This window comes from Actinomadura nitritigenes (genome assembly GCF_017573545.1).
Classification (GTDB): Bacteria; Actinomycetota; Actinomycetes; order Streptosporangiales; family Streptosporangiaceae; genus Spirillospora; species Spirillospora nitritigenes.
Genome location: NZ_JAGEOK010000035.1, coordinates 84,157 through 107,924 on the forward strand (window position 1 = coordinate 84,157; position 23,768 = coordinate 107,924).

A 23,768-nucleotide genomic window follows, 5' to 3' on the forward strand; every position below is an offset into this window, starting at 1 on the left:
CTCGAAGGCCGTGGCCGCTCGCGCGCCCCACGTCCACAGCCGACTCCACACCAGGCCGAGAGCACATGTTCGCTTACAGCCCGACACGGAGACGTGAGACCGCCGCCGCCATGAACGCAACCGACGCGGGGACGCCCGCGCTCCTTCCGGCCCTCTCCCCCGCGCCCTCGCTGGAGCTCGGGAGCACCGCCGCCCGCAACGGCACGGCCGCCGGCCGGCTGCTCGGCGAGATCGACCTCGCCGCCACTCCCGCCGCCGTCCGGATCGCCCGGAGCTACGTCCGGGAGCTGGTCGGGCAGTACTTCGGCGCGGGCCGGGCCGAGCTGGCCGACCTCGAACTGCTGACCAGCGAGGCCATGACGGAGTCGGTCCTGCGGCCGCGGCCGCGCCGGGACGGCACCGTGACCGTGACGGTGGTGCACCTGGACCGGTTCGTCCGGGTGGAGATCACCGAGGGCGGCGTCCCGCCGGGGCCGCCCCGGCCGCCGGACGACCAGCTTCCCGGCGGTGGCCGGGGACGGGTGCTGATGCAGGCGCTCGCCGCCGACCAGGGAGCCCACCGCAACCGCAACGGGACGGTCACGACCTGGTTCGGGGTGCCCGTAGGGGAGCGGTGGAGGCGCCCGTGATGCCGGGACCGGTGCCGAGCCTGAGCCGGTGGGAGGAGTCCTCCGCCGGCGGGCCGGCCGGCGCCGCGTCCACGTTCCTACGCGCTCCCAGCGTCGCCCGGATGTACGACTACTTCCTCGGCGGCAAGGACAACTACGCGATCGACCGGGAGATGGCGGACCGGGCCCTGGACCGGGCACCGGTCGTCGCGCGGCTCGCCCAGGTGAACAGGGGCTTCCTGGAGCATGCCGCCGCGCGGCTCGCCGAGTCCGGGCTGCGGCAGTTCGTCGACGTGGGCTGCGGGCTGCCGGCGCGGCGCAACGTCGGCGACATCGTCCGCCGCGTCGAGCCGTCCTGCCGGATCGCCTACATCGACAACGACCCCCTCGTCCTCGTGCACGCGCGGGCACTGCTGGCGGCCGAGCGCGGCACCGGCGCGTTCGGCGGGGACGTCCGGGTCCCGGCGGCGCTGCTCGGCCATCCGGGGCTGCGCCGGCTGATCGACTTCGGCCGGCCGGTCGCGCTTCTGCTGCTCGGCGTGCTGGACTTCGTGACGGACGCCGAGGACCCGCGCGGGATCGTCCGGACGCTGCTCGGCGGCCTGCCCGCCGGGAGCCACATGGTCATCACGCACACCGAGCGGACGCCGCAGCTGGAGTCGCTGGCGGAGACGGCCCGCGGCGCCGGGCTGGCGTTCACGCCGCGGGACCGCGCGGAGATCGCGGAGATCTGCGCGCCGCTGGAGCCGGCCGGCCCGTACCCGGCGGCGCTGCCGCTCGCGGACACCGCGGACCTAGACGGTCCGCTGCCGCTCGCCGGCTTCGTCGGGCGCAAGCCGGGCTGACCTCCGCGATGCTCTCCACCCTCGATCACGAGGCGGCCGCACATCCCCGCGAACCGGTCCCGCCGCCGCGCGTTTCGCTACGATCGGAGCGTCGGCGACCGGCGGCTCTGGGGCGAGTGATGACAGCGGACGGCGAGCCGAAGTCCCTCTCGGAGATCACCCGGGACATGGGCTTGAACATGTCGGACGTGGCCGCGTTCTCGGGGCTCGACGAGAGCACGGTCTTCCGGCTCTGGGACAACGCGGAATGGCTCGACCGGGTCAGCGGGCGGTCCCTGCAGAGCCTGATGGCGTCCATTCCGGGAATCGCGGAGTACTCCAGGGCGCACGCGATCCGCAAACGGCTGGACGGGCTCGTCTCCGACCTCGGCGCGGAGGGCCTGGCCGTCGATCTGGACGCGCTCGACGGGTCCGCCGTCCCGCAGCAGCTGCTGCTGAACGCGCTGGAGGCGGGGCTGCGGATCGTCCGGGGCGAGGCGAACCAGCGGACGTCGTCGTTCATCGCGCGGTTCTGGGGCCGCGAGCCCGACACGGCGCTGGAGGCCCTCTATTCCACCGAACGCGGGCACGGCCTGCTGACCGACCCCGCCAAGCTCGTCGAGTCGTCGGTCGAGCTGGCGCCCAGGCTGAACCGCAAGACCTACTCCTTCCATTCGATCCTGGCCCTGAACATCCTCACCCACCAGGTCAGCAAGGTGACCGGCTCGCTGGAGGCCGACCTCGGGTTCGAGGTGCCGGGCCGGCAGACCGCGTTCATGATGCGCGGCGTGGTGATGGGCTCGCTGATCAGTTCGGGCGACCTCGACCTGGCCGAGCGGTACCGCAGGGAACTGGACGCGACGCCGGTGTACGCCGCGCTGGAGGAATGGTCGTTCCCGACCTACATGCGGGACGGCCGGATCAGCTCCGACTTCACCCTGCCGAGCTCCCTTTCGCTGCGGAACACGGCGAACGAGGTGCTGCGGGAGATCGCCGGCTACAACGACGCCTACGTGTACTACCTGGCGTCGACGTACATTCCGCTGGCGCTGAAACGCGACCCGGCCTTCGGCGGGCGGCTCGCCGAGCTGACGCGGGCGCTGGAACTGCGCGGCGCCGACTGCGAGGACCGGAGGATCAGAGAGACGTGCAGCACCCTGGTGCGGCGGCTGAAAGAGCTGCCATAGCGGGTGCTGCGTTCTCGGGGGTGCCGCGCGGCGCATGAGCCGCGCATTGCAGGTCGTTGAGGTGAAAGGCCCGGGAGCGGGCCGGAGAATGGGGAGCCGGTGGAAGAGACGGCGGAAGCCATCGCGAATCTCACCAGGGAGCGGTGGGAGGCCAACGCGGACTACTGGGTGAAGGTGATCAGGGAGGGCCGCGACCGGTACCGCACCGAGCTCACCGACGCCGCCATGCTGGACGCGATCGGGCCGTGCAAGGGGCTGCGGGTGCTGGACGCCGGCTGCGGCGAGGGCTACATCGCGCGGACGCTGGCCGCCGAGGGCGCCGACGTCGTCGGCGTGGACGCCTGCCAGGGTTTGATCGACGCGGCCCGGGACGTGGCCGGCACCGCGGTGCCGGCCGGGGGCGCGGGCTCGCTGTCGTTCACCCGGGCCAGCGTCGACGCGCTGCCCGTGGAGGACGACGGGTTCGACCTGGTCGTCTGCAACCACCTGTTCAGCCACCTACAGGACCCGTCGCGCGCGATCGCGGAGTTCGGCCGGGTGCTGAAGAGCGGCGGGCGGCTGGTCTCTCTGACCCTGCACCCGTGCTTCTACGTGGAGGACTCCGAGCACGGCGCGAGGCAGAGCGTGCCCGCCGCGCAGTACTTCGCCTCGCGCGGGGTCGACCAGCGGTTCCTGGTGGACGGCCTGGAGTCGCCGTCGATGATCACGTCGTGGCTCCGTCCGCTGGAGTTCTACTCTGGAACGCTCCGAGACAACGGGTTCGTCATCGCCGACCTCCGCGAGCCGCATCCGACCCCGGAGCAGCTGCGCGACGACCCGTGGTGGCGCGAGGGCTTCCCGACGGCCCTGTTCATGCTCCTGATCGCCGAACGCCGCTGACCTCCCCCGCCGAGTCGCGGCGCGTCGCCGCCACGGGGCGTCGCCGTCACGGGGCGCTCATGACGGCAACACGCCGCGCCTCAACGCGAGGCGGGGATGGGGTGGGGGGCGACGCATAGGGTCGTGGCATGGAATCCCGTAGGGGCGGGGTGCCGGCGGCGCTCGCGGGGCATCCCGACAGGCTCCGGTGGAACGCCAAGTACGAGAGCGCGCCCGAGCCGTCGTTCGCGCCGCACCCGCTGGCCGTGCGGGCGCTGGCCGAGACGCCGCCGGACGGGCCCGTCCTCGACCTGGCGTGCGGGACGGCCGGGTCGGCGCTGCTGGCCGCAGAGGCGGGACGGCGCGTCACGGCGGTGGACGTCTCCGAGGTGGCGCTCGAGCGGCTCGCCGCGGAGGCGCGCCGCCGCGGCCTGGACGAGCTGGTCACGCTCGTCCAGGACGATCTCGGGTCGTTCCGGCCCGCACCGGCGTCGTACGCGCTCGTCCTGTGCACGGGCTTCTGGGACCGCGCCGTGTTCCTGCGGGCCGCCGGGGCCGTCGTCCCGGGCGGACTGCTGGCCTGGGAGGCGTTCACGGCGGAGGCGCGGCGCGTCCGCGACGCGCTGCCGGCCGAGTGGTGCCTCGGCGACTGCGAGCCCGCGTCGCTGCTGGACGGGGGCTTCGCGGTCCTGGAGCAGGACGACCTGCCGGACGGCCAGAAGCGGCGTTTGCTCGCGCGCGGCCCCGCGGCAGTATCCTGACGAGTCCCTGTGTCCTGCGGAGACCGCCCCTACGGGCGGGCCCCCTGGCAGGAACGCCCTTCCACGGCGAGTGACCGGTAGATTGCGGGTCGGCCTCCTTTGCACGGTTTTCACACTGTTCTTAGGCCGGTGCTGGAAGGGTGGTCACTTTCGTGATGTCGTCGACCCCGGAGCGAGTGAGGAACCATGGCCGAGGATGACAAGCCGGCGGTCAAGGCGAAGATCCCTAACGCCAAGAACATCCGCAGCCCGGAGTTCACCCCGCACGGGATCAGCGCCGGGCGCGGCAGCGGGCTGAACCGGCCGTCCGCGCTGACCGCGGCCCAGGCCCGCAAGCGGCGGATCGCGACGATCGCCGGCATCGTGGTGGCCGTGCTCGCCATCGCGGGCGGCGTCACCTACTACGTGACGCGGCCCGGGCCGAAGATCGAGGTGTCCGGCAAGTTCGGGGCCGAGTCGAAGGTGAAGATCCCGACGAAGCTGGCGCCGAACACGTCGCTGAAGACCCGGACGCTGATCAAGGGCAGCGGCCCGGCGATCGCCGACGGCGACACGATGTTCGTGCAGTACTCCTTCTACCAGTGGGCGAAGCAGACCAACGCCGACGACTCCCGGAAGAAGAGCACCAGCAAGAAGATCGGCTCGTCCTACGAGCAGGGCCAGCAGGCGCAGGCCCTCACCGTCGGCAAGAGCGGCGTCAAGGGCCTCGACAAGGGCCTGCTCGGCAAGTCGGCCGGCAGCCGGGTGCTGGTGGAGGTCCCGCCGTCGATGGGCTTCGGCGACCAGGGGTCGCAGCTCGGCCTCGGCAAGAACGACTCGGTGGTCTTCGTCGTCGACGTCCAGGCGGTCGTGAAGAAGAACGCCGGTCCGCAGGGCGCCCCGCAGAAGCTGGACGACAAGAACCTGCCGAAGGTCGAGGACCAGGGCGCCGGCAAGGCCCCGAAGATCACGGTCCCGAAGGTGGACGCGCCGTCCAAGCTGCAGGTCAAGACGCTCGTCCAGGGCACCGGCCCGGCGCTGGCCAAGGGCGACGACGCGGTCGTCAACTACCAGGGGCAGATCTGGAAGGACGGCAAGGTCTTCGACTCCAGCTGGAAGAACGGCCAGCCGGCGATGTTCCCGATCGGCACCGGCGGCACCGTCCCCGGCTTCGACAAGGGCCTGACCGGCGCGAAGGTCGGCAGCCGGGTGCTGCTGGTCCTGCCGCCGGCCGAGGGCTACGGCAAGAACGGCAACGCCCAGGCCGGGATCAAGGGCACCGACACCCTGGTGTTCGTGGTGGACATCCTCGCCAAGGTGCAGAAGTGAGCGCCCGCGCCGCGTGACGGCGCGCAGGCGGAGACGAGCGGCGGGCGGCCCCGGTGGGGGTCCCCGCCGCTCGCGTTACCGGGGGCGATGGTTCCCGCGGAGCGTGCGAGATCCGTCACGACAACCCCGAGGGCGCTTTGACCGTCCTCTTATCGGGAAGCCAAGGATGTGCATTGGGCGGCCCATCGCATGGATCCCCTCAGGTATCGTCGGTAACGCAATAATCACGGGGGGCTTGTGAGCAGCAAGGAAAAAGGTCAAGAAGACGGCGCACCGGGCATTGCGGACGATCTTCGCCAGGACGGTGCGAAGGCCGCTCCGGCGGGCGGATCAGACGATTCCGCGCCGCGCCCGGAGCCGGCCCGCGCGGTCGCCGAGGGCGACGACCAGGCCCGTGACCAGGAACCCGACGAGGCGGCCGGGCGCGCGGCACAGGCCCCCGCGGCCCGGACGGCGACGCTCACCGTGGACTCCGGAGAAACCACCCCGGACCCGAAGAACTCCCCTAACACCGACATATCTCAGAAGAACGACAAGGACCCCGCAGAGGGCCGCGCGGAGAGCGCTGTGAAGAGCGCGGCGCCCGCCGCGACCGCGCAATCCCCCGCCGCCGGACCGGGGGCTCCGGCCACCGAAAAGGGCGCGTCCCCCGATAACGACCGCCCCGGGCGGGACGATCCGGACGGCTCCGGAAGCGCTGGTGTGAGCGGCTCCCCGGCCGGAGATACCAAGACCATGCCGGCTGCGTCGTCGAGGCAAGGAGGCCCGCCGGGGCGCGGCCCCGGCGGCGGCTCGGGCGGCGGTGGCGGCAGGGGGCCGAAGAAGCCGCGCAGCCGCCGCGTCCGGTACCTGCGGCGCATCCTGTTCACGCTGCTCGGCATCCTCGGGTTCCTCGTCGCGGCGTTCGCGATCGCCTACGTCTTCACGCCCGTCCCCTCGCCGCAGCAGCAGGCGCTCGCGCAGGGGCCCGCGTTCTACTACTCCGACGGCAAGACCCTGATCGCCAAGACGGGCATGAACCGGGACGCGGTGAAGTTCGACCAGATCCCGAAGAGCACCCGCGACGCGGTCATCGCGGCCGAGAACCGCAGCTTCTACCAGGACCCGGGCGTGTCGATCCAGGGCACCGCGCGGGCGTTCTGGTCCACCGCGACCGGCGAGCAGCTGCAGGGCGGCTCCACCATCACCCAGCAGATGGTCCGCAACTACTACGGCGGCATCGGCAAGGAGCGCTCGGTCACCCGCAAGCTCAAGGAGATCATGGTCTCCCTGAAGGTGGGCCGGGAGAAGTCCAAGGACTGGATCCTCGAGCAGTACCTCAACACCATCTACTTCGGCCGCGACGCCTACGGCGTGCAGGCCGCCGCGCACGCCTACTACAACAAGGACGTCAAGGACCTCACGCCCGCCGAGTCGGCGTACCTGGCGGCCGCGATCCAGCAGCCGAGCAACTTCGCCGACCCGACCGGCCAGCACCGCGTCTACGCCGAGCAGCGCTGGCACGCGGTGGTGAACAACATGGTCCGGGACGGGGCGCTGACGCCCGCCGACGCCGCGTCGATGACGTTCCCGCTGCCCGGCAAGGAGAAGATCACCGACGTCCTCAAGGGCCAGAAGGGCTACATGGTCAACCTGGCCAAGAAGGAGCTGGAGGAGCGGCGCGGCTACACCGAGGACGAGATCAACCGCAGCGGCCTGAAGATCACCACGACGTTCGACAAGCGGCTGATGGACGCGGCGAAGCAGGCCGTGGAGAACAACGTCCCCGCCGGGACGAGCAAGAAGATCCGGACCGGGCTGGTGTCGGTCGACCCCGCCACCGGGCAGGTGCTGGCCTTCTACGGCGGCCGCGACTACCTGACGGAGGCCGCGAGCAGCGCGTTCTACGACACCGCGCAGGCCGGGTCGGGCTTCAAGCCGATCGCGCTGGCCGCCGCGCTGGAGGACGGCAAGAGCCTGTCCGACACCTATGACGGCAGCTCCCCGCAGTACTTCGGCGGCCACTCCATCAAGAACGACAGCGGCGAGAGCTTCGGGAACATCAACCTCGTCACCGCGACCGAGCACTCGGTCAACACCGCCTACGTGAACCTCGGCCAGGACATCGGCAACGACAAGATCGCCGCGATGGCCGAGAAGCTCGGCATCTCGGCGTCGCAGATGACGCCGGAGCAGCGCGCCGCGGCGTCGTTCCCGCTCGGCATCGTGTCGCTGCACCCGGTGCAGCAGGCCGGGGTGTACGCGACGTTCGCCGACGAGGGCGTGTACCGGCAGCCGTACGTGGTGAAGTCGGTGACCGACAACGAGGGCCAGACCCGCAAGTTCTCCGAGAAGGGCGACCGGGCGTTCGGCGCGCAGGTCGCGCGGGACGCCACGTACGCGATGCAGCAGGTCGTCCAGGGCGGCACCGGCACCGGCGCGCAGCTGCCCGACGGCCGCGACGTCGCCGGCAAGACCGGCACCACCGACGAGGGCCGGGCGATCTGGTTCAACGGGTTCGTCCCGCAGATGGCGACGAGCGTGGCGATGTTCCGCGAGGACAACAAGGCGCTGAACATCCCCGGGTACGGCTCCTACGGCGGGCAGCTGCCCACCCAGATCTGGCGCTCGTACATGACCGACGCGATCGACATCAAGGGCTACGACCCGAAGTCGTTCGGGTCGCCGTCGGAGACGCCGGGCAGCGGCTGGGGCGTCCCGACGCCGGGCGGCGGCACGCCGGGCACCGAGGGGCCGCGCACCGACGGCCCGACGCACCGCCCCTCCGGCGGGACGGACGGGCCGCGCCAGCCGAAGCCGCCCACGGACCTGCCGACCATCATCCCGTCGCTGCCCGGCGGCGGTGACGGCGGCGGCACCGGCGGCGGAGGCAACGACGGCGGCGGCACCGGCGGCAACGACGGCGGTGGAGGCACCGACGGCGGCGGCGGTACCGGCGACGGCACCGGCGGCCAGATGTTCAACTGAACGCGAAGGGGCCCGGCGGTTCGCCGCCGGGCCCCTTCGCGTCCCGCCCCGTGCCGCTAGGCGCACGCCTTTCCGATGCGGGCCGGCGTGTCGTTCATCACGGCGCTGAGCTGCGAGGCGTCCCCGGTGCCGACGGTCGAGGCCGCCGCGCGCAGCCGCTGCGACTCGGCCTGCAGCGCCTTCTTCAGCGCCCCGTCGTCGGCCTCCTTCGCCAGCGCGTCGAGGCGGGTCGCGAGCCGCTGCGTCGCCTGGCCCCACTGCGCGGGCTCCGCCGCCGGCACGCTCCTGACCTGGGTGATGTACTGCTGGAACGCCTTCTTGGTGTCGGTGCAGACCTGGCCGGAGTTTCCTCCCAGCGCCCCGCACGCGCCCAGCAGGCCGGACACGCCGAGCATCACCACGCCCCCGGCCAGCGCCCGAACCACCCGGTACCGCATCGCACCCTCCCCTTGATCTGCCACAGGCTCCGCATATACTTCCGCACTAGGTCATGAGCGCCAGCGCCAAGCCCCGGCTCGCTGGCCGGCAACCCTTCGTCCGCGATGGGGTGCCCCGGGTGAGGACCTGGCCGGACGCGGCACCGCGTTCCGGCAAGCGCGGATCCCGCAGGCACGCCCCCGGGGTCCCTGACCCCGGAAGGAACCGGCATGCCCGCCACGCTCGCCTCCGCACCGTCCCTCGCCCCGCTCACGCCTGCTGAGACGTCGCGCACCGCACGCGAAGTTCGCGCCTTCCCGCGCGTCGTCGGCGCGGACGCGCCCGTCCCGCTGGACGACGGCCGCCGCGTCCCGTACGCCAACCTCGACTACGCCGCCAGCGCGCCCTGTCTCGAGGCGGTGCACGAGGCCGTCACCCGTGCGCTGCCCTACTACAGCAGCGTGCACCGCGGCGCCGGCTACGCCTCGCAGGTCACGACGGAGGCGTACGAGAGCGCGCGCGAGACCGTCCGCGGGTTCCTCGGCGCGTGGCGCCGCGCCGCCGTCGTGTTCACCCGCAACACCACCGACGCGATGAACCTGCTCGCGCACGCCGTCCCGTCCGGGACGAGCGTCGTCGTGTTCGACTCCGAGCACCACGCGTCGCTGCTGCCGTGGAAGCGGCCCGTGCGGCTCCCCGTCCCCGCCACGCCCGCCGAGGCGATCGACGCCGCCGACCGCGCGCTCGCCGCGACCCCGGTCGGCGCGCGGCTGCTCGTCGTCACCGCCGCGTCCAACGTCACCGGCGAGCTGTGGCCGATCCGCGAGCTGGCGCAGGTCGCCCGCCGGCACGGCGCCCGCATCGCGGTGGACGCCGCGCAGCTCGTCCCGCACCGCCCGCTCGACATGACCGCGCTCGGCCTGGACTACGTCGCGTTCTCCGGCCACAAGCTGTACGCGCCGTTCGGCGCGGGCGTGCTCGCCGGGCGCGGCGACTGGCTGCGCGCCGCCGACCCTTATCTCAAGGGCGGCGGCGCCAGCGCGTCCGTCGGCGGCACCGTCCGGTGGGCGCCGGCGGCGGAGCAGCGGCACGAGGCCGGCACCCCGAACGTCCTCGGCGTCATCGCGCTCGCCGCCGCCTGCGAGGCCCTCGCCGCGGCGGGCTGGGACGCGCTCGCCGCCCGCGAGGAGCGGCTCCTCGCCCGGCTGCGCGCCGGGCTCGCCGCGCTCCCCCACGTCCGCGAGCTCACCCTGTGGGGCGACCGGTCGCCGCGCGTGGGAATCGTGTCTTTCACCGTGACCGGCTGGAACGCGCGCGACGTGGCGCTTACGCTGTCCGGGGAGCACGGCATCGGCGTGCGGGACGGCAGGTTCTGCGCGCACCCGCTCGTCCGGCACCTGCTGGGCGGGGACGACTCCGCCGGCTGCGGCGGCGAGGGGGCGGCCGTCCGCGCGAGCTTCGGGATCGGGACCATCGAGGAGCACATCGACCGGCTGTGCACCGCGCTGGCGCGACTGGCACCGCGCTGACCTGCGGACTCGCTCGCGAGCACAGACGTTTATGACCTTTGGTCCTGTTCGCCCCTGTAGCGTAGGCAGTCGCGCTACTTCCCGCCGGATCTCCCACCGGGACCCGGCGGGTCGGGGATGAGCACGGACGAAACAGGGGGTGGCGGCGGTGGCCGACGCGTGGCGACCCACGTCGGAACTGGAACGCCGACTGGAGGAGAGCGTACGGGCCGGAGACCAGGAGGGCTACTTCCGCATCCTCGCGGGCAGCGAGCTCGTGGTGCCCGTCCCGGACGACGCCGTCGACGAGGTCCTCGCCGGGCGGGCGCGGCCCGCCTGGCCGACCCACGAGGAGGACGGCCGCGTCCACGTCCTCGTCTACACCTCCGCCGCCGCGATGCGCGCCTGTCTCGGCCCGTCCTGGCGGCACTTCATGACGCTGCGCTTCGGCGACCTCGCCGAGACCTGGCCCGACGCCCGCTGGTGGCTGGCCGTCGACGCGCCCGGCCACCCGGGCGGCACCCCGCTGCCGATCGAGGCGCGGATGCCCGCCTGGTTCGTCCGGCAGGTCGCCGACGGCGACGGCCGCCCGCCGCAGGTCGGCCGCCCCGAGCTCGCGTCCGCCGCCGCCCCGGCACCCGCGCCCGCCCGGGCGGCGTCGTCGGCACCGGCGTCGCCTGAACCGCCCGCCTCGGTGGCGGATCCCTCCCTCGTGGCGGATCCCTCCCTCGTGGCGGATCCCTCCCTCGTGGCGGATCCCTCCCTCGTGGCGGAGCCCGCACCGGAACCGGCTCCCGAGCCCGTCCCCGAGCCGTCGGCGCCCCCCGCTCCGGCTCAGACCGCGTCGCCGCCGGCACCGCCGCCCCCGGCACCGCCCCCGTCGCCGTCACCGCCGGACGAGTCGCCGTGGGAGGAGCTGCAGGGCCAGCACCGCGAGCTGCCCCGCGAGGCGCCCCGCGAACCGTCCCGGCCCGAGTTCCACCCCGCCAACGACGTCGAACGCGAACTCCTGCGCGCCGCGGCGAACAACGACCACGACCTGTTCCTGCAGACGATGGCGGACACCGAGATCCTGCTGCCCGTCCCGGACGACACCGACTACACGCTCCGCCCCGGCCGCCCCGGCTTCCCGTGGCGGACCCGCGAGGTCGACGGCAACACCGTCGTCCCCGTCTTCACCTCCCCCGAGCGCCTCATCGAGGCCGCCCACGCCGCCGGGACCGGCACCGAGTACATCAAGCTGCCGTTCACCGTCGCGCTGCGCTACTGGCCCGACCACGGCTGGCTCCTCGCCATCAACTCCGGCTCGCCCGCCGGCGGCACCGTCATGGCCGCCCAGCTCCCCGGCCTCGCGACCTGGGCCGACCAGCGCGCCGCCGCCCGGATGACCGACCGGTTCGAGCCGCAGAACGACATCGAGCAGCGCCTCTTCGACGCCGCCCGCCGCCGCGACACCGACACCTTCTTCAAGGTGCTGCTCGGCGCGCAGGTCCTCGTCCCCGCCGACCCCGACACACCGTGGGGCATCGCGCCCGAGGACCCGGCGTTCCCGTGGCGGCCCGTCACCGTCCACGGCCGCACGTCCGTGCAGCTGTTCACGTCCCTCAAGTGGATGAACGAGGCCATCGGCTCGTCCCGCTTCGTGATGCCGAGCCTGCTGGACGTCGTGTCCGCGTGGCCCGACGCCGACTGGACGCTCGTCCTCAACCCCGGCACCCCGATCGACGCCACGATGCCCGGCGAGCAGGTCCGCGCGCTCAGCGGGCCGCCCCGCACCGCGCCCGAGAAGGCCGCCACCCCGCCGTCGGCCGCGACGCCCCCTCCCCCGGAGAACCCCGCCGTTCCCGTCGCTCCGGCCGTCCCGTCCACGGACGCGTCCCCGATGCCCGACGGCGCGCCCGACGTGCCGGCCTCCACCGGCACGGGACCGCAGCAGCGACCCGGCCACGTCCCGACCGACCCCGGCGCACCGGCGATCCCGACCGGCGAGGCGGCCCGGCCGTCCGGCGGCCACGCCGCGCCGGGCACGCCTCCCGGGCCCGAGCAGCCCGCCTTTCCCGCCGCCGACCCCGCCGTCCCCGGGCCGCCGGACCACGCGCCGGCGGCACCGTCGGTCACGACCGGCGGTCACTCGACCGCCGTCCCGCCCCCGCCGGCGGAGCGGCCCGCCTTCGGCGGTCCGGAGCCCGCACCGGGTGACGGTCCGCACCAGACCGGCCCGCAGCCCCAGGTCAGCGCGCCGGACCACGAGCCGACGGCACCTTCCGTCACCTCCGGCGGATACCCCACCACCGGCCCGACGCCGCCGACCGAGCAGCCGAGCTCCAACGCGCCGGAACCCGTGCCCGCGCCGGGTGACGGCCTGCACCAGACCGGCCCGCAGCCCCAGGTCAGCGCGCCGGACCACGAGCCGACGGCACCGTCCACCACCTCCGGCGGACACCCCGTGGCCGTGCCCACGCCACCGGCGGAGCGGCCCGGCTTCAGCGCCACGGGCCCGCAGCCGCAGGTCGGCCTGCCCGGGGCCGGTGAAGCGACGCCGCCGCCGGTTCCGCCCGGCGTGCGGGACGACGCGCCCGCCTACGGGCCGCAGGCACCGGCCGCAGAGTCCCCCTACGGCGCGTACAGCACGGCCTTGCCCGGAGACACCGGCCCGCACGGCTACCCGCCCACCGGACCGGGGACGCCCGCGGCGACGGCGGGCCCCGGCCTGCCGGAGACGACCGGCCCGCAGCACCTGCCCGGCCACGCCCCCGCCGCGGAGACGCCGGCAGAGCCCGCGCCGTCCGCGCAGGACGCGGCGGGCGGTAACGCGCCCGAAGCCGGCACGGCGGCGCGGCACGGCTACGAACCGTCCAGCCCCTCCGAAGCGGCGGCACCGGCCGACGCGGAACCCGGCGCCAACGCGTCCACCGTGACCGCCGGCCACGCGATCGTCGGCCTGGGCCCGGCGAGCGACCCGTCCGCCCCGCAGCCGCCCGCCGCGACGGAACCGCCGGGCGACCGGCAGGCGACGGGCGACCAGCAGGCGACGGAGCGGCGGCTGCGGCCGGTCGGCGCCCCGGAGGCGGAGTTCGAGCCCGGGAACCGCATCGACCAGGAGCTCTACGAGGCGGCCCTCGGCGGCGACTCCGACGCGTTCCTCCGCGTCCTGCTGAACGCGAACGTCCTCGTCCCCATCCCGGTGGACGCCCCGCTCGAAGTGACGCCGGTGCAGAGCGAGTTCCGCTGGGACGCGGCGCTGCGCGACGGCACCGCCGTCCGGGTGTTCACCTCCCTCGTCCGGCTGCGGGAGGTCCTGCCGGAGTCCCGGTTCGTCTACGCCGACTTCCGCGAGCTGATCGGCGCGTGGCCGCGCGACGACTGGGCGCTGCTGCTGAACCCGGGAACGCGGATCGGCGCGTCCCTGCGCGGCGACCAGGTGCGGGCGCTGAGCGAGTGGGCCCTGCGCGTCGGCCTCGTCCAGGCGCGCACGGCCGCCCCTGCCGCGCCGCCCGCGCCGCGGGAACCCGCCGCGGACATGACCGTGCAGGACGTCGTCACGGCGGCCCCGGCGCGGACCGAGGACCTCGACGACCGCGTGTCCCAGCCGACGATCATGCAGAAGGTCGTCCCGCACGGGCACGTCGGCTGGTACCTGGAGCAGGGCTACGACCGCGTCGGCGGGTTCGTCCACCCGACGGGCGACGTCGCGGAACTCCAGACGCCCGTCCAGCTGTACGAGGCGCTGGGGCTCCTCTACGAGGACACGCCGTTCTCGCCCGCGGACGAGGGCGTGTACGTCATCCGGTGGCCCGCGTACTGCCCGGACCTGTACCGGATCCCGTTCGGCGGGCGCGACGCGGAGGAGATGGCCTCCTGGGGCGACGCCGGCTGGGTGATCGAGCGCCCCCCGTTCGTCGGGGGCGGGTTCGCGCCCGGCAGCGCGGGCTCCATCCGCGAGTACAAGGTGGACAGCGTCCGGCTCCCGTACGGCGCCGAGATGTACTTCCTGGGCATGGATCGTTCGGAGAGGTTCGTCGCGATGTACGACCCCGACCGGCTCGCGTGGCTGCGGCCCGACGCGTCCACCGGCTCCGACGGGCGCGACGGCCGGGCGGGAGCGGCGCAGTGATCAGGGACGGTTACGTGGCGCGCTGGCTCGGCCGCGACTTCGAGGCCGCGCCGGGCGCCGACGGCGAGGTCCGGCTCTACACGCCTGGGCCGACGGACGGGTTCGAGGAGCTGCGCCCCGGCCGGTTCCGGCGGATCGTCCCCGCGTCGGAGGTCGAGGAGCTCCGGTACGTCCGGACGACGTGCCGGTGGCGCGGGGAGCGGTTCGTCATCGTCGGCGAGCACGAGACGTGGCTGCGCGTCGAATATGTCGGCGGCCGTGCCCCGGTGGCCGAATCGCTCGGCCTCGAACGCATTGACCAGGGCGTTTGGCAGGCGTGGGCGCCCACGACGGAGATAGAGGACGTCCGAGAGGAAGTCATGTGAGCGTGTCCGGGCTTGCTTTGGCCCGTTCATCCGTGTTCGCATGAGTCCTGGGACGATCTCCCGGGTGCAGCGGGCACAGGCGCTCAAAGGCGATGCGACGGAGGTGCTGGGGCGGTGTACTGCCGACCGGCGGTGAAACCGATCTTTGTGGGGCTCGGGGCGGCGGCCATCCTCGCCGCCGGGGGCGCGTCCGCCTCCGCCGAGGACTCCCCTACGCCGACCCCCTCCGACTCGGGGTCCGCGTCACCCGCTCCGGCGCCGAAGCTCACGGTGGTGGCGTCGGCAGAGAGCCCGGCGCAGGCGGGGACGAACGCCCTCGTCACGACGCGGGTGTCCACCACCGCGGGCACCGCCGAGGCCGTCCATGTGGTGTCCGTCACCCTGAGCACGTCGAACAAGGCCGCGAAGGCGACGCTCAGCGAGGGATGCCGTCCCCCGACGACGGTCAAGCTCTGCAACCTCGGCAACGTGGACACCGATCCGAAGACGGTCACGACCTCCGTCCTCGTTCCCAAGACCCTGCCCAAGTCCATGATCGTCACCGTCACCGTCACCGTGGCGGGAACCGCCGACGGCAAGGAGCTGACCGGCAGCGACACGGCGGCGGTCGCCTACCGGCCGCTGAAGACGTCGGCGCCGCCGACCACGTCGAAGCCGACGAAGTCGCCGTCGAAGTCGCCGTCGCCGTCCAGGAGCGCGACGCCGTCGGCGTCGGCGTCCGGCGGGCACGGCTCCTCGTCCGGCGGCAGCGGCAGCGGCAGCGGATCGTCGGGCGGCACGAGCGGGACGGCCGGGAGCGGCGGGACGACGTCCGGCTACGTGCCGCCGGAGCCGAACTCCTCGTTCCAGGCGAAGAACCCGCAGGTGGCGTTGCCGCCGATCGCGGCGCCGAGCCCGTCGGTCGCGCCGAACACCGTGTCGGTGACGCCGGCGAGCAGGCTGCGCGGGAACAAGGCCCCCGTCGCCCAGGACCTCACCTTCGAACGGGTCGCGAGCACGCAGGTGGCGTGGCTGGCGGCGCTGATGGTGGCGATCGCGGTGCTGCTCACGCAGCTGCGGCTCGGCAAGCGGCGCGCCCCGGCCGGCGCGGCCGCCGTGCGCCCCGCGAAGGGCATGCACCGCCGGACCCGCCGCGGCATGTTCGGCAAGTGATCGACGGAATCCATCCCGGCCGAAGCCATTCTCACCGGGCGCACGCCGTCCGCTCTAGGGGCCGTTTTCAAGCGCCCTTCTGATTTGCGGCGGAATTGGCGTGGCTTTTCTCGACGGCGCCCTGGCCCGCCATGCGGTCCGCTGAGCGGCGCAGCAAGCCCGCGCACCACCGCAGCGCTCTCCTCATCAGAAGGAAGATGGCGCCGCCTGCTCCGAAGTAGACGAGCACGCACAGGATGGCCCATACGAAGGAAGGCCGCGACGTCCCTTTCTTGACCATTTCGTAGGACGTTCCGCCCTTCCCGTGCTCTACGCGGATCTCGAACGTGACCTTGCCGTGCACGGGCCGCCAGGTCTTGAGCAGGGGCCGGTGGACGAGCGAGGGCTCGTACGGCGCCCCGTCCTTCTCGAGCGCGCATCCGTACTGCGCCCAGCCGGTGATGGCGTCGCGGTGGCAGGACGTCGCCGTGGCGGTGTCCACGGTCACGGTCTCGCCGCCGTTGCGGACGAAGGACAGCGGCGCCAGCAGGAACTCGACCGCCAGAAGGAAGGACGAGACGAGCAGGGCCGCGGTGGCCCAGCGCGGCGGACGTTCCAGACGCAGAGCGACGTCCCGGCGCTTCGTCGCCCGGCGTGATCGCTCGGTCTTTCGTCCCATGGGAGCAGCTCCTTGCGGCGGCGCGGCGAGGGACGATAGCAGGCGCGGTCGGCTCGGCGGCGGCACCGCAGGTCACGTCATGCGCGGCTGAGGGCGTGGCAGGCGATGGCCGCGGCGGCGGTGACGTTGAGGGAGTCGACGCCGGCGGTGAGGGCGCCGGGGCTCATCGGGATGCAGACGCGCTCGTCGGCCTCGTCCAGCCAGTGGGACGTCAGGCCGTCGCCTTCGGAGCCGAGGAGGAGGGCGGCGCGGTCCCCCAGCGGGGCCTTGTCCAGCGGGGTGGCGCCCTGGTCGGGGGTCAGGGCCAGGAGCGTGAAGCCGGCGGCGCGCAGCTCGCCCAGGTCGCCGCGCCGGTCGGCCATCCGGGCGTAGGGGATCGCGAAGACCGCGCCCATGGAGACCTTCACCGCGCGCCGGTAGAGGGGGTCGGCGCAGCGGGGCGACAGGACGATCGCGCCGATACCGAGGGCGGCGGCGCACCTGAAGATCGAGCCGACGTTCGCGTGGTCGACGAGGTCCTCGAGGACGAGGATGCGGCGGGCGTCCTTCACGACGGCGCCGAGGGACGGGAGAGGGAGGCGTTCGAGGGAGGCCAGGGCGCCGCGGTGGACGGGGAAGCCGGTGACGCCTTCGAGGGTGGCGTCGTCGGCCACGTAGACCGGCGCGTCGACGCTGTCAAGGACGTCCGAGAGGGGGCCTGTCCAGCGGCTCGCCATCAGCAGGGAGCGGACGGGGTGGCCGGCGGCGATCGCGCGGCGGATCACCTTCTCCCCCTCGGCGAGGAAGAGGCCGTGCTCGGCTTCGAGGCTTTTCCGCAGGTTGACGTCCCGGAGCCGGGTGTAGTCGGCCAGCCGCGGGTCGGCCGGGGAGGTGACGGTGACGAAGCTGGCCATGCCTCGATTGTGACGGAGGGAGCGGGGTGCCCGGGCCGCGGCAAGGGCGCGGGGCGGCCGGTTCCGGCCGCGCGCGGGGGTTCCGGTTTGCGGGAGGATCACGCTCGGCCCCGGCCCCGCGCGGGCCCGATCCACCCATGATCGCGGCCGCTCCGCCGCCCCGTGGTACCCCGAACGCGAGGCGTGACGGCGGGGACGCTGTGCCAGGATCGTCCGGACATACGCTGATGACCTGCGTCATCATCGATTTTGAGTTCTTTGTAACCTCTAGTTCGTACTACTACAGTGCCGTGGAACATAGGCGGGTTTCTGGTGAATCGAGGGCAGCCATGAGCGGACGTCATCGCAATGACTTCCCTGAGGGGGACGGGGGCGGTCACGACCCGTCCACGCCCGTGTTCGGACCGGCGAACGACGGGTCCTCCGACTGGTTCGGCGCCAGGGGCTCCGAGAGCCGCCCGCTGACCCAGGAGCCGCAGGCCGGGCCGCCGCCGGGCGCGCCCGCGGGCCCGCCCCCCGGTCCGCCGCGGGCGTCCGGGCCCGGCGAGACGCCCGAATGGTTCACCCCGCGACGCTCGTCCGAGGAGCCCGTCTACGGCGCCGGCGGCTTCACCGGCGCGTCCGACGCCGGCGGGTACGGGCTCGGACGGTCCGGCGGGTACGGCGCCGAGCGGCAGGACCCGATGGCGGCGCCCGCGCCGCAGGAGCCGCCGCCCGGCCGGTCCTCGTCCCCGCTGGCCGGGACGGGCTACAGCGAGTACGACGCCATCCGCAGCTCGGACGAGACGCCGGCCGGGTTCTTCGGCGGCGGGTCCGCGGGTTCCGGCGGGTCCGGCGGCTACGGCGGCGGATCGGGAGGCGGCGGCGGATCCGGCGGCGGATCCGGCGGCTATGGCGGCGGCACCGGCGGCTACGAGTACGGCAAGCGGAAGCGGAAGCGGAGCAAGGCCGCGCTGATCGGGCCGATGGCCGGGGCGGTGGGCCTGGCGCTGCTGCTCGGCGTCGGCGTGTACGCGTTCGCCGAGAGCGGCGGCGGCTGCTCCGGCGACAACGCGCTGGCCCTGTCGGTCGCGGCGGCGCCCGACATCGAGCCGGTGGTCGTGAAGGCGGCGGGCCGGTTCAACGACGCCAAGCACAAGGTCGGCGGCAAGTGCGTGCGGGCCGACGTGAAGAAGGCCGACCCGGCGTCGGTGGCGACGCTGCTGTCCGGGCAGGGCGTCGCGGACTCGGCGAACGAGCGGCCGGACGTGTGGATCCCCGACTCCTCGCTGTGGACGGCGCTCGCCCGCGGCGAGGGCGGCGACAACAACCTGGAGTCGGCCAGGACCTCGCTCGCGAGCAGCCCGATCGTGGTGGGCCTGCCGAAGTCGCTGGCGGTCCAGCTGAAGAAGCAGGGCGTCACGGCCAGCCCGTCCTGGGACAACCTGCTGAAGGCGGCGGGCGGCGTCGCGGGCGGCGCGGTGACCAAGAACCAGATGATCCCCGCCGGATCGGTGCGGATGGTGGTCCCCGACCCGACCAAGAACGCCGCCGGCATGGGCTCCCTGATGATCACGAGCATGCTGCTGGCGAACGACCCCAACAAGGACTCGATCTTCACCGGCATCGTCAGGACAGTCCGGGAGAACCTCGTTCCGTCAACCACGGAGGAGTTCGCGCACTTCAGCAAGGACCGCACCGGCAAGCAGCCGATCTCCCTGTCGTCGGAGCAGGCGCTCTGGAGCTACAACCAGACCAAGCCGGCCCAGCCCGCGGTGGCGCTGTACCCGACCGAGGGCACGCTGTCGATGGACTACCCCTTCACCGTCACCGCGCAGAACGGCGACGAGCGGAAGGCCGCGCAGCTGCTCGAGAAGGCGATGACGACCGACGCGACCCGCAACGACCTGCGGCGGCTCGGGTTCCGGACGTCCGACGGCAAGGCGCCCACCGGCTTCGGCGCGGCGACCGGGGTCAGCCCGGCGCGCCCGCGGCAGCTCCCGACGCCGAAGAGCGGCGACGTCGCGCAGGTCATGCAGGCGTGGTCGAAGCTGACGCTCGGGCTGCGGATGCTCACGCTGATCGACGTGTCCGGCTCGATGGCCGAGCAGGTCGCCCCGCACACCAACCGGCTGCAGGCGATCGCGCAGGTGTCGCAGGGCGGGCTGGCGATGATGTCGAACGACACCGAGCTCGGCCAGTGGCTGTTCTCCACCAACATGAACGGCAAGTCGCCGTACAAGCAGACCGTGCCGATCGGCCCGCTCGGCGACCGCATCGGGTCCACCACCCGGCGCGGGCTGGTGCTGTCCTGGCTCAACCAGATGAAGCCGAAGCCGACCGGCGACACCGGGCTCTACCGGACGATGCTGGACGCCTACAAGCTGATGAACAAGACCTACAAGCCGGAGTTCGGCAACTCGATCCTGCTGCTCACCGACGGCCAGAACGACGACCCGGACGGGCCGACGCTCGACCAGACCCTGTCGGAGCTGAAGCAGCTGAAGGACCCGAACAAGCCGATCCAGGTCAACATGATCGGCTTCGGCAAGGGCGTCGACCGGGGCGAGCTGGAGAAGATCGCCGCGGCGACCAACGGGAACGTCCAGGTCGCGATGACACCGCAGGAGATCTCCAAGATCTTCCTGAAGATGCTGTCGCGGCGCATCACGTCGTAGCGCTCCGACCGCGCCCGGTAGTTCCGTGATTTTCTTGGATTCGGCGTCAACCGGGCGCGGGGGTCGATCGTCATTTCATGTGGAGGCCCGACGGGGAGCGGGGCCGTCGGGCCTCCGACCTTCTCTCCTCCCCGGCCCGCGACGGGGAGCCGCCCGGAGCGCGGGCCTGGAGAGCGGAACAGCTCCCCTGACCTTCCTGAGTCCGTCCGTGACGCCGCGGACGAGGACCGCCCCAGAGGCAGCACCCTGATCCCGCGGGAGGACCCTGTGTCCGGTTGGCCCACCCTCGACCGCGCGGACGACGAGCGTCTCGCGCGGGAGCTGGCGGCCGGCGATCCCGGCGCCCTCATCCAGGTCATGGATCGCTACGCGGCCCGCCTGTACGACTACTGCCACGCGCTGCTGCGCGACCAGGAGCCCGCCGCGGGCGCCCTCCACGACGCCCTCGTCGCCGCGTACGCGCAGGTGTCGGTGCTGCGCGAGCCCGAGCGGTTCCGCGGCTGGCTGTACGCGCTGGCCCGCGACGAGTGCATGCGGCGGCTGCGCGACCCGGACCGTCCCACCGAACGCCACGAGGCCCCGGAGGTCGGGGACGGCTTCCTGGACGGCGAGGAGCTCACCCGGCGGCTGGAGGCGCGGCGGCTGGTCCACGGGGCGCTGGCGGGGCTGCGCGGCCGCGAGCGGGAGGCTCTCGACCTCATGCTGCGACACGGCCTGGACGCGGCGGACGTCGGCGCCGTCCTCGGCCTGGACGCGCAGGAGGCCACCGACCTGACCGGCACCGCCCTGGCCCGCCTCGACGACGCGCTCGCCGCCGCCCACATCGCGCACTCCGGGCGCGACGGCTGCCCGGCGGTCGCCGGCCTCGCCCCCGACGGCGACTGGCCGCTGCCGCCGCCCGCCGTCCGCCGGCTCGTCCACCACATCCAGGAGTGCCCGGTCTGCTCCGAGCGGCGCGAGCGGAACGTCTCGGCGGCGCGGCTGCTGAACGTCCTGCCGGTCGCGATGATGCCGACGGACCTGCGCGGGCACGTCATGGCGACCGCGACGGACGCGGCGCTCGCCGCCGACATGGCGGCCATCGCGCACCGTGCCGGGCCGTTCGACGCGTGGGGCTGGCCCGAGCACCCCGGGGAGGCGCACGCCGAGCAGCGGCGCCGCGGCACGCCGCGCGCCCTGTGGCCGGCGCTCGCCGCCGCCGCCGCGGTCGTGCTGATCGTCGTGGGGGCGTTCTTCCTGATGCCGGGCGGATCGTCGGGGAACACGAGCGCCCAGTCCGCGCCGTCGGGATCGTCGTCGGCGCCGGACCCGTCGGAGTCCACGACGTCCCTGGAGCCCACGGAGTCGCCGACGCCGTCGGCGACCAGCACGTCCCCGGCGCCGACGCCCACGCGCACCTCGGCCACGCCGACGCCGACGCACACCCGCACCCGGGCGTCCCATTCCACCAAGCCCGCCCCCACCCACAGCAAGCCCACCAGGGGCACCCTGTCGGTGGGCGGGTGCAGCATCTCCACGACCACCACGAGCAGCTGTTCCATCAGCGTGCAGGCCGTCGGCGGTCCGGTCACGTGGTCGGTGACCAGCGCCTCCGGCGTCTCCGCGAGCGGTGGCGGCAGCCTCGCTGCGGGCGGCACCGGAACGGCGACGGTCACGGGCGCCTGCGACCCGAACGGCGGGAGCGGCACCGTCCGGTTCTCGCCCAACGGCGTGGCCACGGTCACCCTGACCTGCGCACCGGAGGGCGGCGGGAGCGGCTCGTCCAAGCAGTGAGACCCAGATCACATTTGATCGCGTAGTCGCTGTTCCGGAAGGCGATACGGCCACGCCGCGTACCGTCATGGTCACAAAATTCGGATCAATGGGAGAAATTCCATCAAGTTGGTGGCAAGATCGGGCAACCAGAGCGCGCCTATGGGCGTCCATACGCCGACGCTCACCGGGGGCACGTTCGACGACACCGATTCGACTGGGAGGGTTCCGTGGCCGGTGAGCCGGGGTCCGCGCGCAACGACGACCTGAGGCTGGCGGACTCGCTGCGGGCCGGGGACGTCATCGCGCTGACCGAGGTGTACGACGCCTACGCTCCTTTCCTCTTCGACTACTGCCACGGCCTGCTGCGCGACCGCGTCGAGGCGGCGGGGGCCCTGCGCAACTGCGTCATCTCCGCCCGCGAGCACGTCGGGCGGCTCGGCGAGCCGGACCGGCTGCGCGGCTGGCTGTACGCGATCGCCCGCAAGGAGTGCATGCGGCGCCGCGACAGCCCGAACCGGCACCACGGGCAGGAGGCGCCGGAGGCGGAGGACGACCTGTCCGCCGAGCAGCTGGCCCGCCGCGAGGAACGGCGGCTGCTCGCGCACAGCGCGCTCGCCGCGCTCAGCGGCCGCCAGCGCGAGGCGATCGACCTGTCCGTCCGGCACGAGCTGGACGAGGTGGACCTGGCCGGGGTGTTCGGCATCCCGCTGGAGGAGACCCTCGAACTCGTGGAGCGGTCCCGGGCCGGCCTGGACGCCGCGATCCGCGCCGCGCTGATCGCGCAGAACCACTGGAAGAACTGCCCGAGCGTCTCGGCGCTGACGGAGTCGTGGCCGCTGGCGCCGCAGACGGCGGCGTCGCTGGTCCGGCACGTGGCGAGCTGCCCGGTGTGCGCGGAGCTGGAGACGCCGCCGCTGCCCGCGGACCGGCTGCTGTCGGTGCTGCCGATCGCGGCGATCCCCGCCGACCTGCGGCTGGACGTGCTGACGGCGGCGACGGCCGAGGACCGGGCCGGCAACCGCCGGGCCATCGCGGCGTGGACGGAGCCGTTCGACGAGTACGGCTGGCCGCTGCCCTACGACGCGACGCCGGCGCGGGCGAAGGACCGCGGCACCGGCGGCCGGCGGCGCGGCCCGATCATCGGCGCGGTCGCGGCCGCCGTGGCCGCCGTGGTGGTGCTGGCCGGGGCGATGACGGCGTTCGGCGGCGAGGGCGAGCCGGACGCGGCGGGCACGCCGTCGACGTCGTCGACCGGTTCCGGCGGCGGCTCCGGCGACCCGAGCGCCCCCGCCGAGCCGGTGCCCACCGACCCGTCGTCCCCGAGCGCTTCGCCCACGTCCTCCTCGCCCTCGCCGTCGAAATCCCCGTCGAAGACGCCGTCCCCCTCGAAGACGACGTCGGAGGGCCCGACGAGCCGCCCGCCGTCCCCTCCCCCCACGCAGGAGCCTCCCAGGCCGGGCCACCTCACGGTGAACGGATGCGACATGGGCCACAACCGCTCCTGCACGATCACCGTGACGGCGGTCGGCGGGCCGGTGAACTGGCGGGTGACGGGGGCCTCCGGCGAACTGAGGGCGAGCGGATCCGGGCATCTGGCGGCAGGCCAGTCCAGTGGCGTGACCGTGTCGCGGACGAACGGGACATGCTGGTGGCCGCAGGACGGTTCCGTCTCGTTCTCGCCGGGCGGCTCGGCGTCCGTCGGCTACTGCTGAGACGGCGAGAGCGCGCCCGGACGC

17 protein-coding genes and 1 riboswitch are annotated in these 23,768 nt (G+C 73.6%); of the genes, 14 read left to right on the forward strand and 3 right to left on the reverse strand.

Annotation, left to right across the window (positions count from 1 at the left end; genetic code table 11):
* Positions 1–110: 110 nt before the first annotated feature.
* The 7 genes from J4557_RS39690 to J4557_RS39720 all read left to right on the forward strand — a co-directional run bounded on the left by J4557_RS39690 (position 111) and on the right by J4557_RS39720 (position 8,513).
* Positions 111–629, forward strand: a complete 519-nt coding sequence (locus J4557_RS39690) for an ATP-binding protein (protein ID WP_208271969.1) — start codon at positions 111–113, stop codon at positions 627–629.
* On the forward strand, positions 629–1,453 hold the full coding sequence (locus J4557_RS39695; RefSeq protein ID WP_243777099.1) for an SAM-dependent methyltransferase: 825 nt from the start codon (positions 629–631) through the stop codon (positions 1,451–1,453). The genes J4557_RS39690 and J4557_RS39695 overlap by 1 nt, the downstream gene beginning before the upstream one ends.
* Before the next feature lie 119 nt (positions 1,454–1,572).
* A complete protein-coding gene (locus tag J4557_RS39700; RefSeq protein ID WP_208271971.1) occupies positions 1,573–2,619 on the forward strand; it encodes a hypothetical protein in 1,047 nt (348 codons plus the stop codon).
* A gap of 99 nt (positions 2,620–2,718) precedes the next feature.
* Positions 2,719–3,498: a class I SAM-dependent methyltransferase gene (locus J4557_RS39705; protein WP_208271972.1), complete on the forward strand. Its 780-nt coding sequence runs from the start codon at positions 2,719–2,721 to the stop codon at positions 3,496–3,498.
* Positions 3,499–3,626: 128 nt separating this feature from the next.
* Positions 3,627–4,238 carry a class I SAM-dependent DNA methyltransferase gene (locus J4557_RS39710; protein ID WP_208271973.1) on the forward strand — a complete coding sequence of 204 codons (612 nt, stop codon included), beginning with the start codon at positions 3,627–3,629 and terminating at the stop codon, positions 4,236–4,238.
* Between the two features lie 186 nt (positions 4,239–4,424).
* Positions 4,425–5,546, forward strand: a complete 1,122-nt coding sequence (locus J4557_RS39715) for an FKBP-type peptidyl-prolyl cis-trans isomerase (protein ID WP_208271974.1) — start codon at positions 4,425–4,427, stop codon at positions 5,544–5,546.
* 735 nt (positions 5,547–6,281) lie between these two features.
* Positions 6,282–8,513, forward strand: a complete 2,232-nt coding sequence (locus J4557_RS39720) for a transglycosylase domain-containing protein (RefSeq protein WP_208271975.1) — start codon at positions 6,282–6,284, stop codon at positions 8,511–8,513.
* A gap of 56 nt (positions 8,514–8,569) precedes the next feature.
* Here the strand turns inward: J4557_RS39720 and J4557_RS39725 are convergent, their stop codons facing one another.
* A complete protein-coding gene (locus J4557_RS39725; RefSeq protein ID WP_208271976.1) occupies positions 8,570–8,950 on the reverse strand; it encodes a DUF8711 family protein in 381 nt (126 codons plus the stop codon).
* Between the two features lie 49 nt (positions 8,951–8,999).
* Positions 9,000–9,116, forward strand: a riboswitch (SAM riboswitch).
* Positions 9,117–9,160: 44 nt separating this feature from the next.
* Between J4557_RS39725 and J4557_RS39730 the strand changes: the two genes are divergently transcribed.
* The 4 genes from J4557_RS39730 (at position 9,161) to J4557_RS39745 (ending at position 16,069) form a co-directional block, all read left to right on the forward strand.
* The gene (locus J4557_RS39730; RefSeq protein WP_208271977.1) at positions 9,161–10,459 is read left to right on the forward strand and encodes an aminotransferase class V-fold PLP-dependent enzyme; all 1,299 of its coding nucleotides are present in this window, start codon (positions 9,161–9,163) and stop codon (positions 10,457–10,459) included.
* A gap of 148 nt (positions 10,460–10,607) precedes the next feature.
* Complete coding sequence (locus tag J4557_RS39735) at positions 10,608–14,552, forward strand: SseB family protein (protein ID WP_208271978.1); 3,945 nt, start codon at positions 10,608–10,610, stop codon at positions 14,550–14,552.
* The gene (locus J4557_RS39740) at positions 14,549–14,917 is read left to right on the forward strand and encodes a UCP033725 family protein (protein ID WP_307800480.1); all 369 of its coding nucleotides are present in this window, start codon (positions 14,549–14,551) and stop codon (positions 14,915–14,917) included. Before J4557_RS39735 ends, J4557_RS39740 begins: the two co-directional genes overlap by 4 nt.
* Positions 14,918–15,190: 273 nt before the next feature.
* Positions 15,191–16,069 (forward strand): hypothetical protein, encoded by an 879-nt coding sequence (locus J4557_RS39745; protein WP_208271979.1) that lies wholly within the window; start codon positions 15,191–15,193, stop codon positions 16,067–16,069.
* A gap of 67 nt (positions 16,070–16,136) precedes the next feature.
* On the opposite strand, the gene J4557_RS39750 is transcribed toward J4557_RS39745, so the two are convergent.
* Complete coding sequence (locus J4557_RS39750; RefSeq protein WP_208271980.1) at positions 16,137–16,727, reverse strand: hypothetical protein; 591 nt, start codon at positions 16,725–16,727, stop codon at positions 16,137–16,139.
* Positions 16,728–16,804: 77 nt separating this feature from the next.
* Positions 16,805–17,620 carry a TrmH family RNA methyltransferase gene (locus tag J4557_RS39755; RefSeq protein ID WP_208271981.1) on the reverse strand — a complete coding sequence of 272 codons (816 nt, stop codon included), beginning with the start codon at positions 17,618–17,620 and terminating at the stop codon, positions 16,805–16,807.
* 329 nt (positions 17,621–17,949) lie between these two features.
* On the opposite strand from J4557_RS39755, the gene J4557_RS39760 reads away from it, so the two are divergent.
* The 3 genes from J4557_RS39760 (at position 17,950) to J4557_RS39770 (ending at position 23,744) form a co-directional block, all read left to right on the forward strand.
* Positions 17,950–20,277 (forward strand): substrate-binding domain-containing protein, encoded by a 2,328-nt coding sequence (locus J4557_RS39760; RefSeq protein ID WP_208271982.1) that lies wholly within the window; start codon positions 17,950–17,952, stop codon positions 20,275–20,277.
* A gap of 267 nt (positions 20,278–20,544) precedes the next feature.
* A complete protein-coding gene (locus J4557_RS39765) occupies positions 20,545–22,050 on the forward strand; it encodes an RNA polymerase sigma factor (RefSeq protein ID WP_208271983.1) in 1,506 nt (501 codons plus the stop codon).
* 209 nt (positions 22,051–22,259) lie between these two features.
* Positions 22,260–23,744 carry an RNA polymerase sigma factor gene (locus tag J4557_RS39770; RefSeq protein ID WP_208271984.1) on the forward strand — a complete coding sequence of 495 codons (1,485 nt, stop codon included), beginning with the start codon at positions 22,260–22,262 and terminating at the stop codon, positions 23,742–23,744.
* Positions 23,745–23,768: the final 24 nt, after the last annotated feature.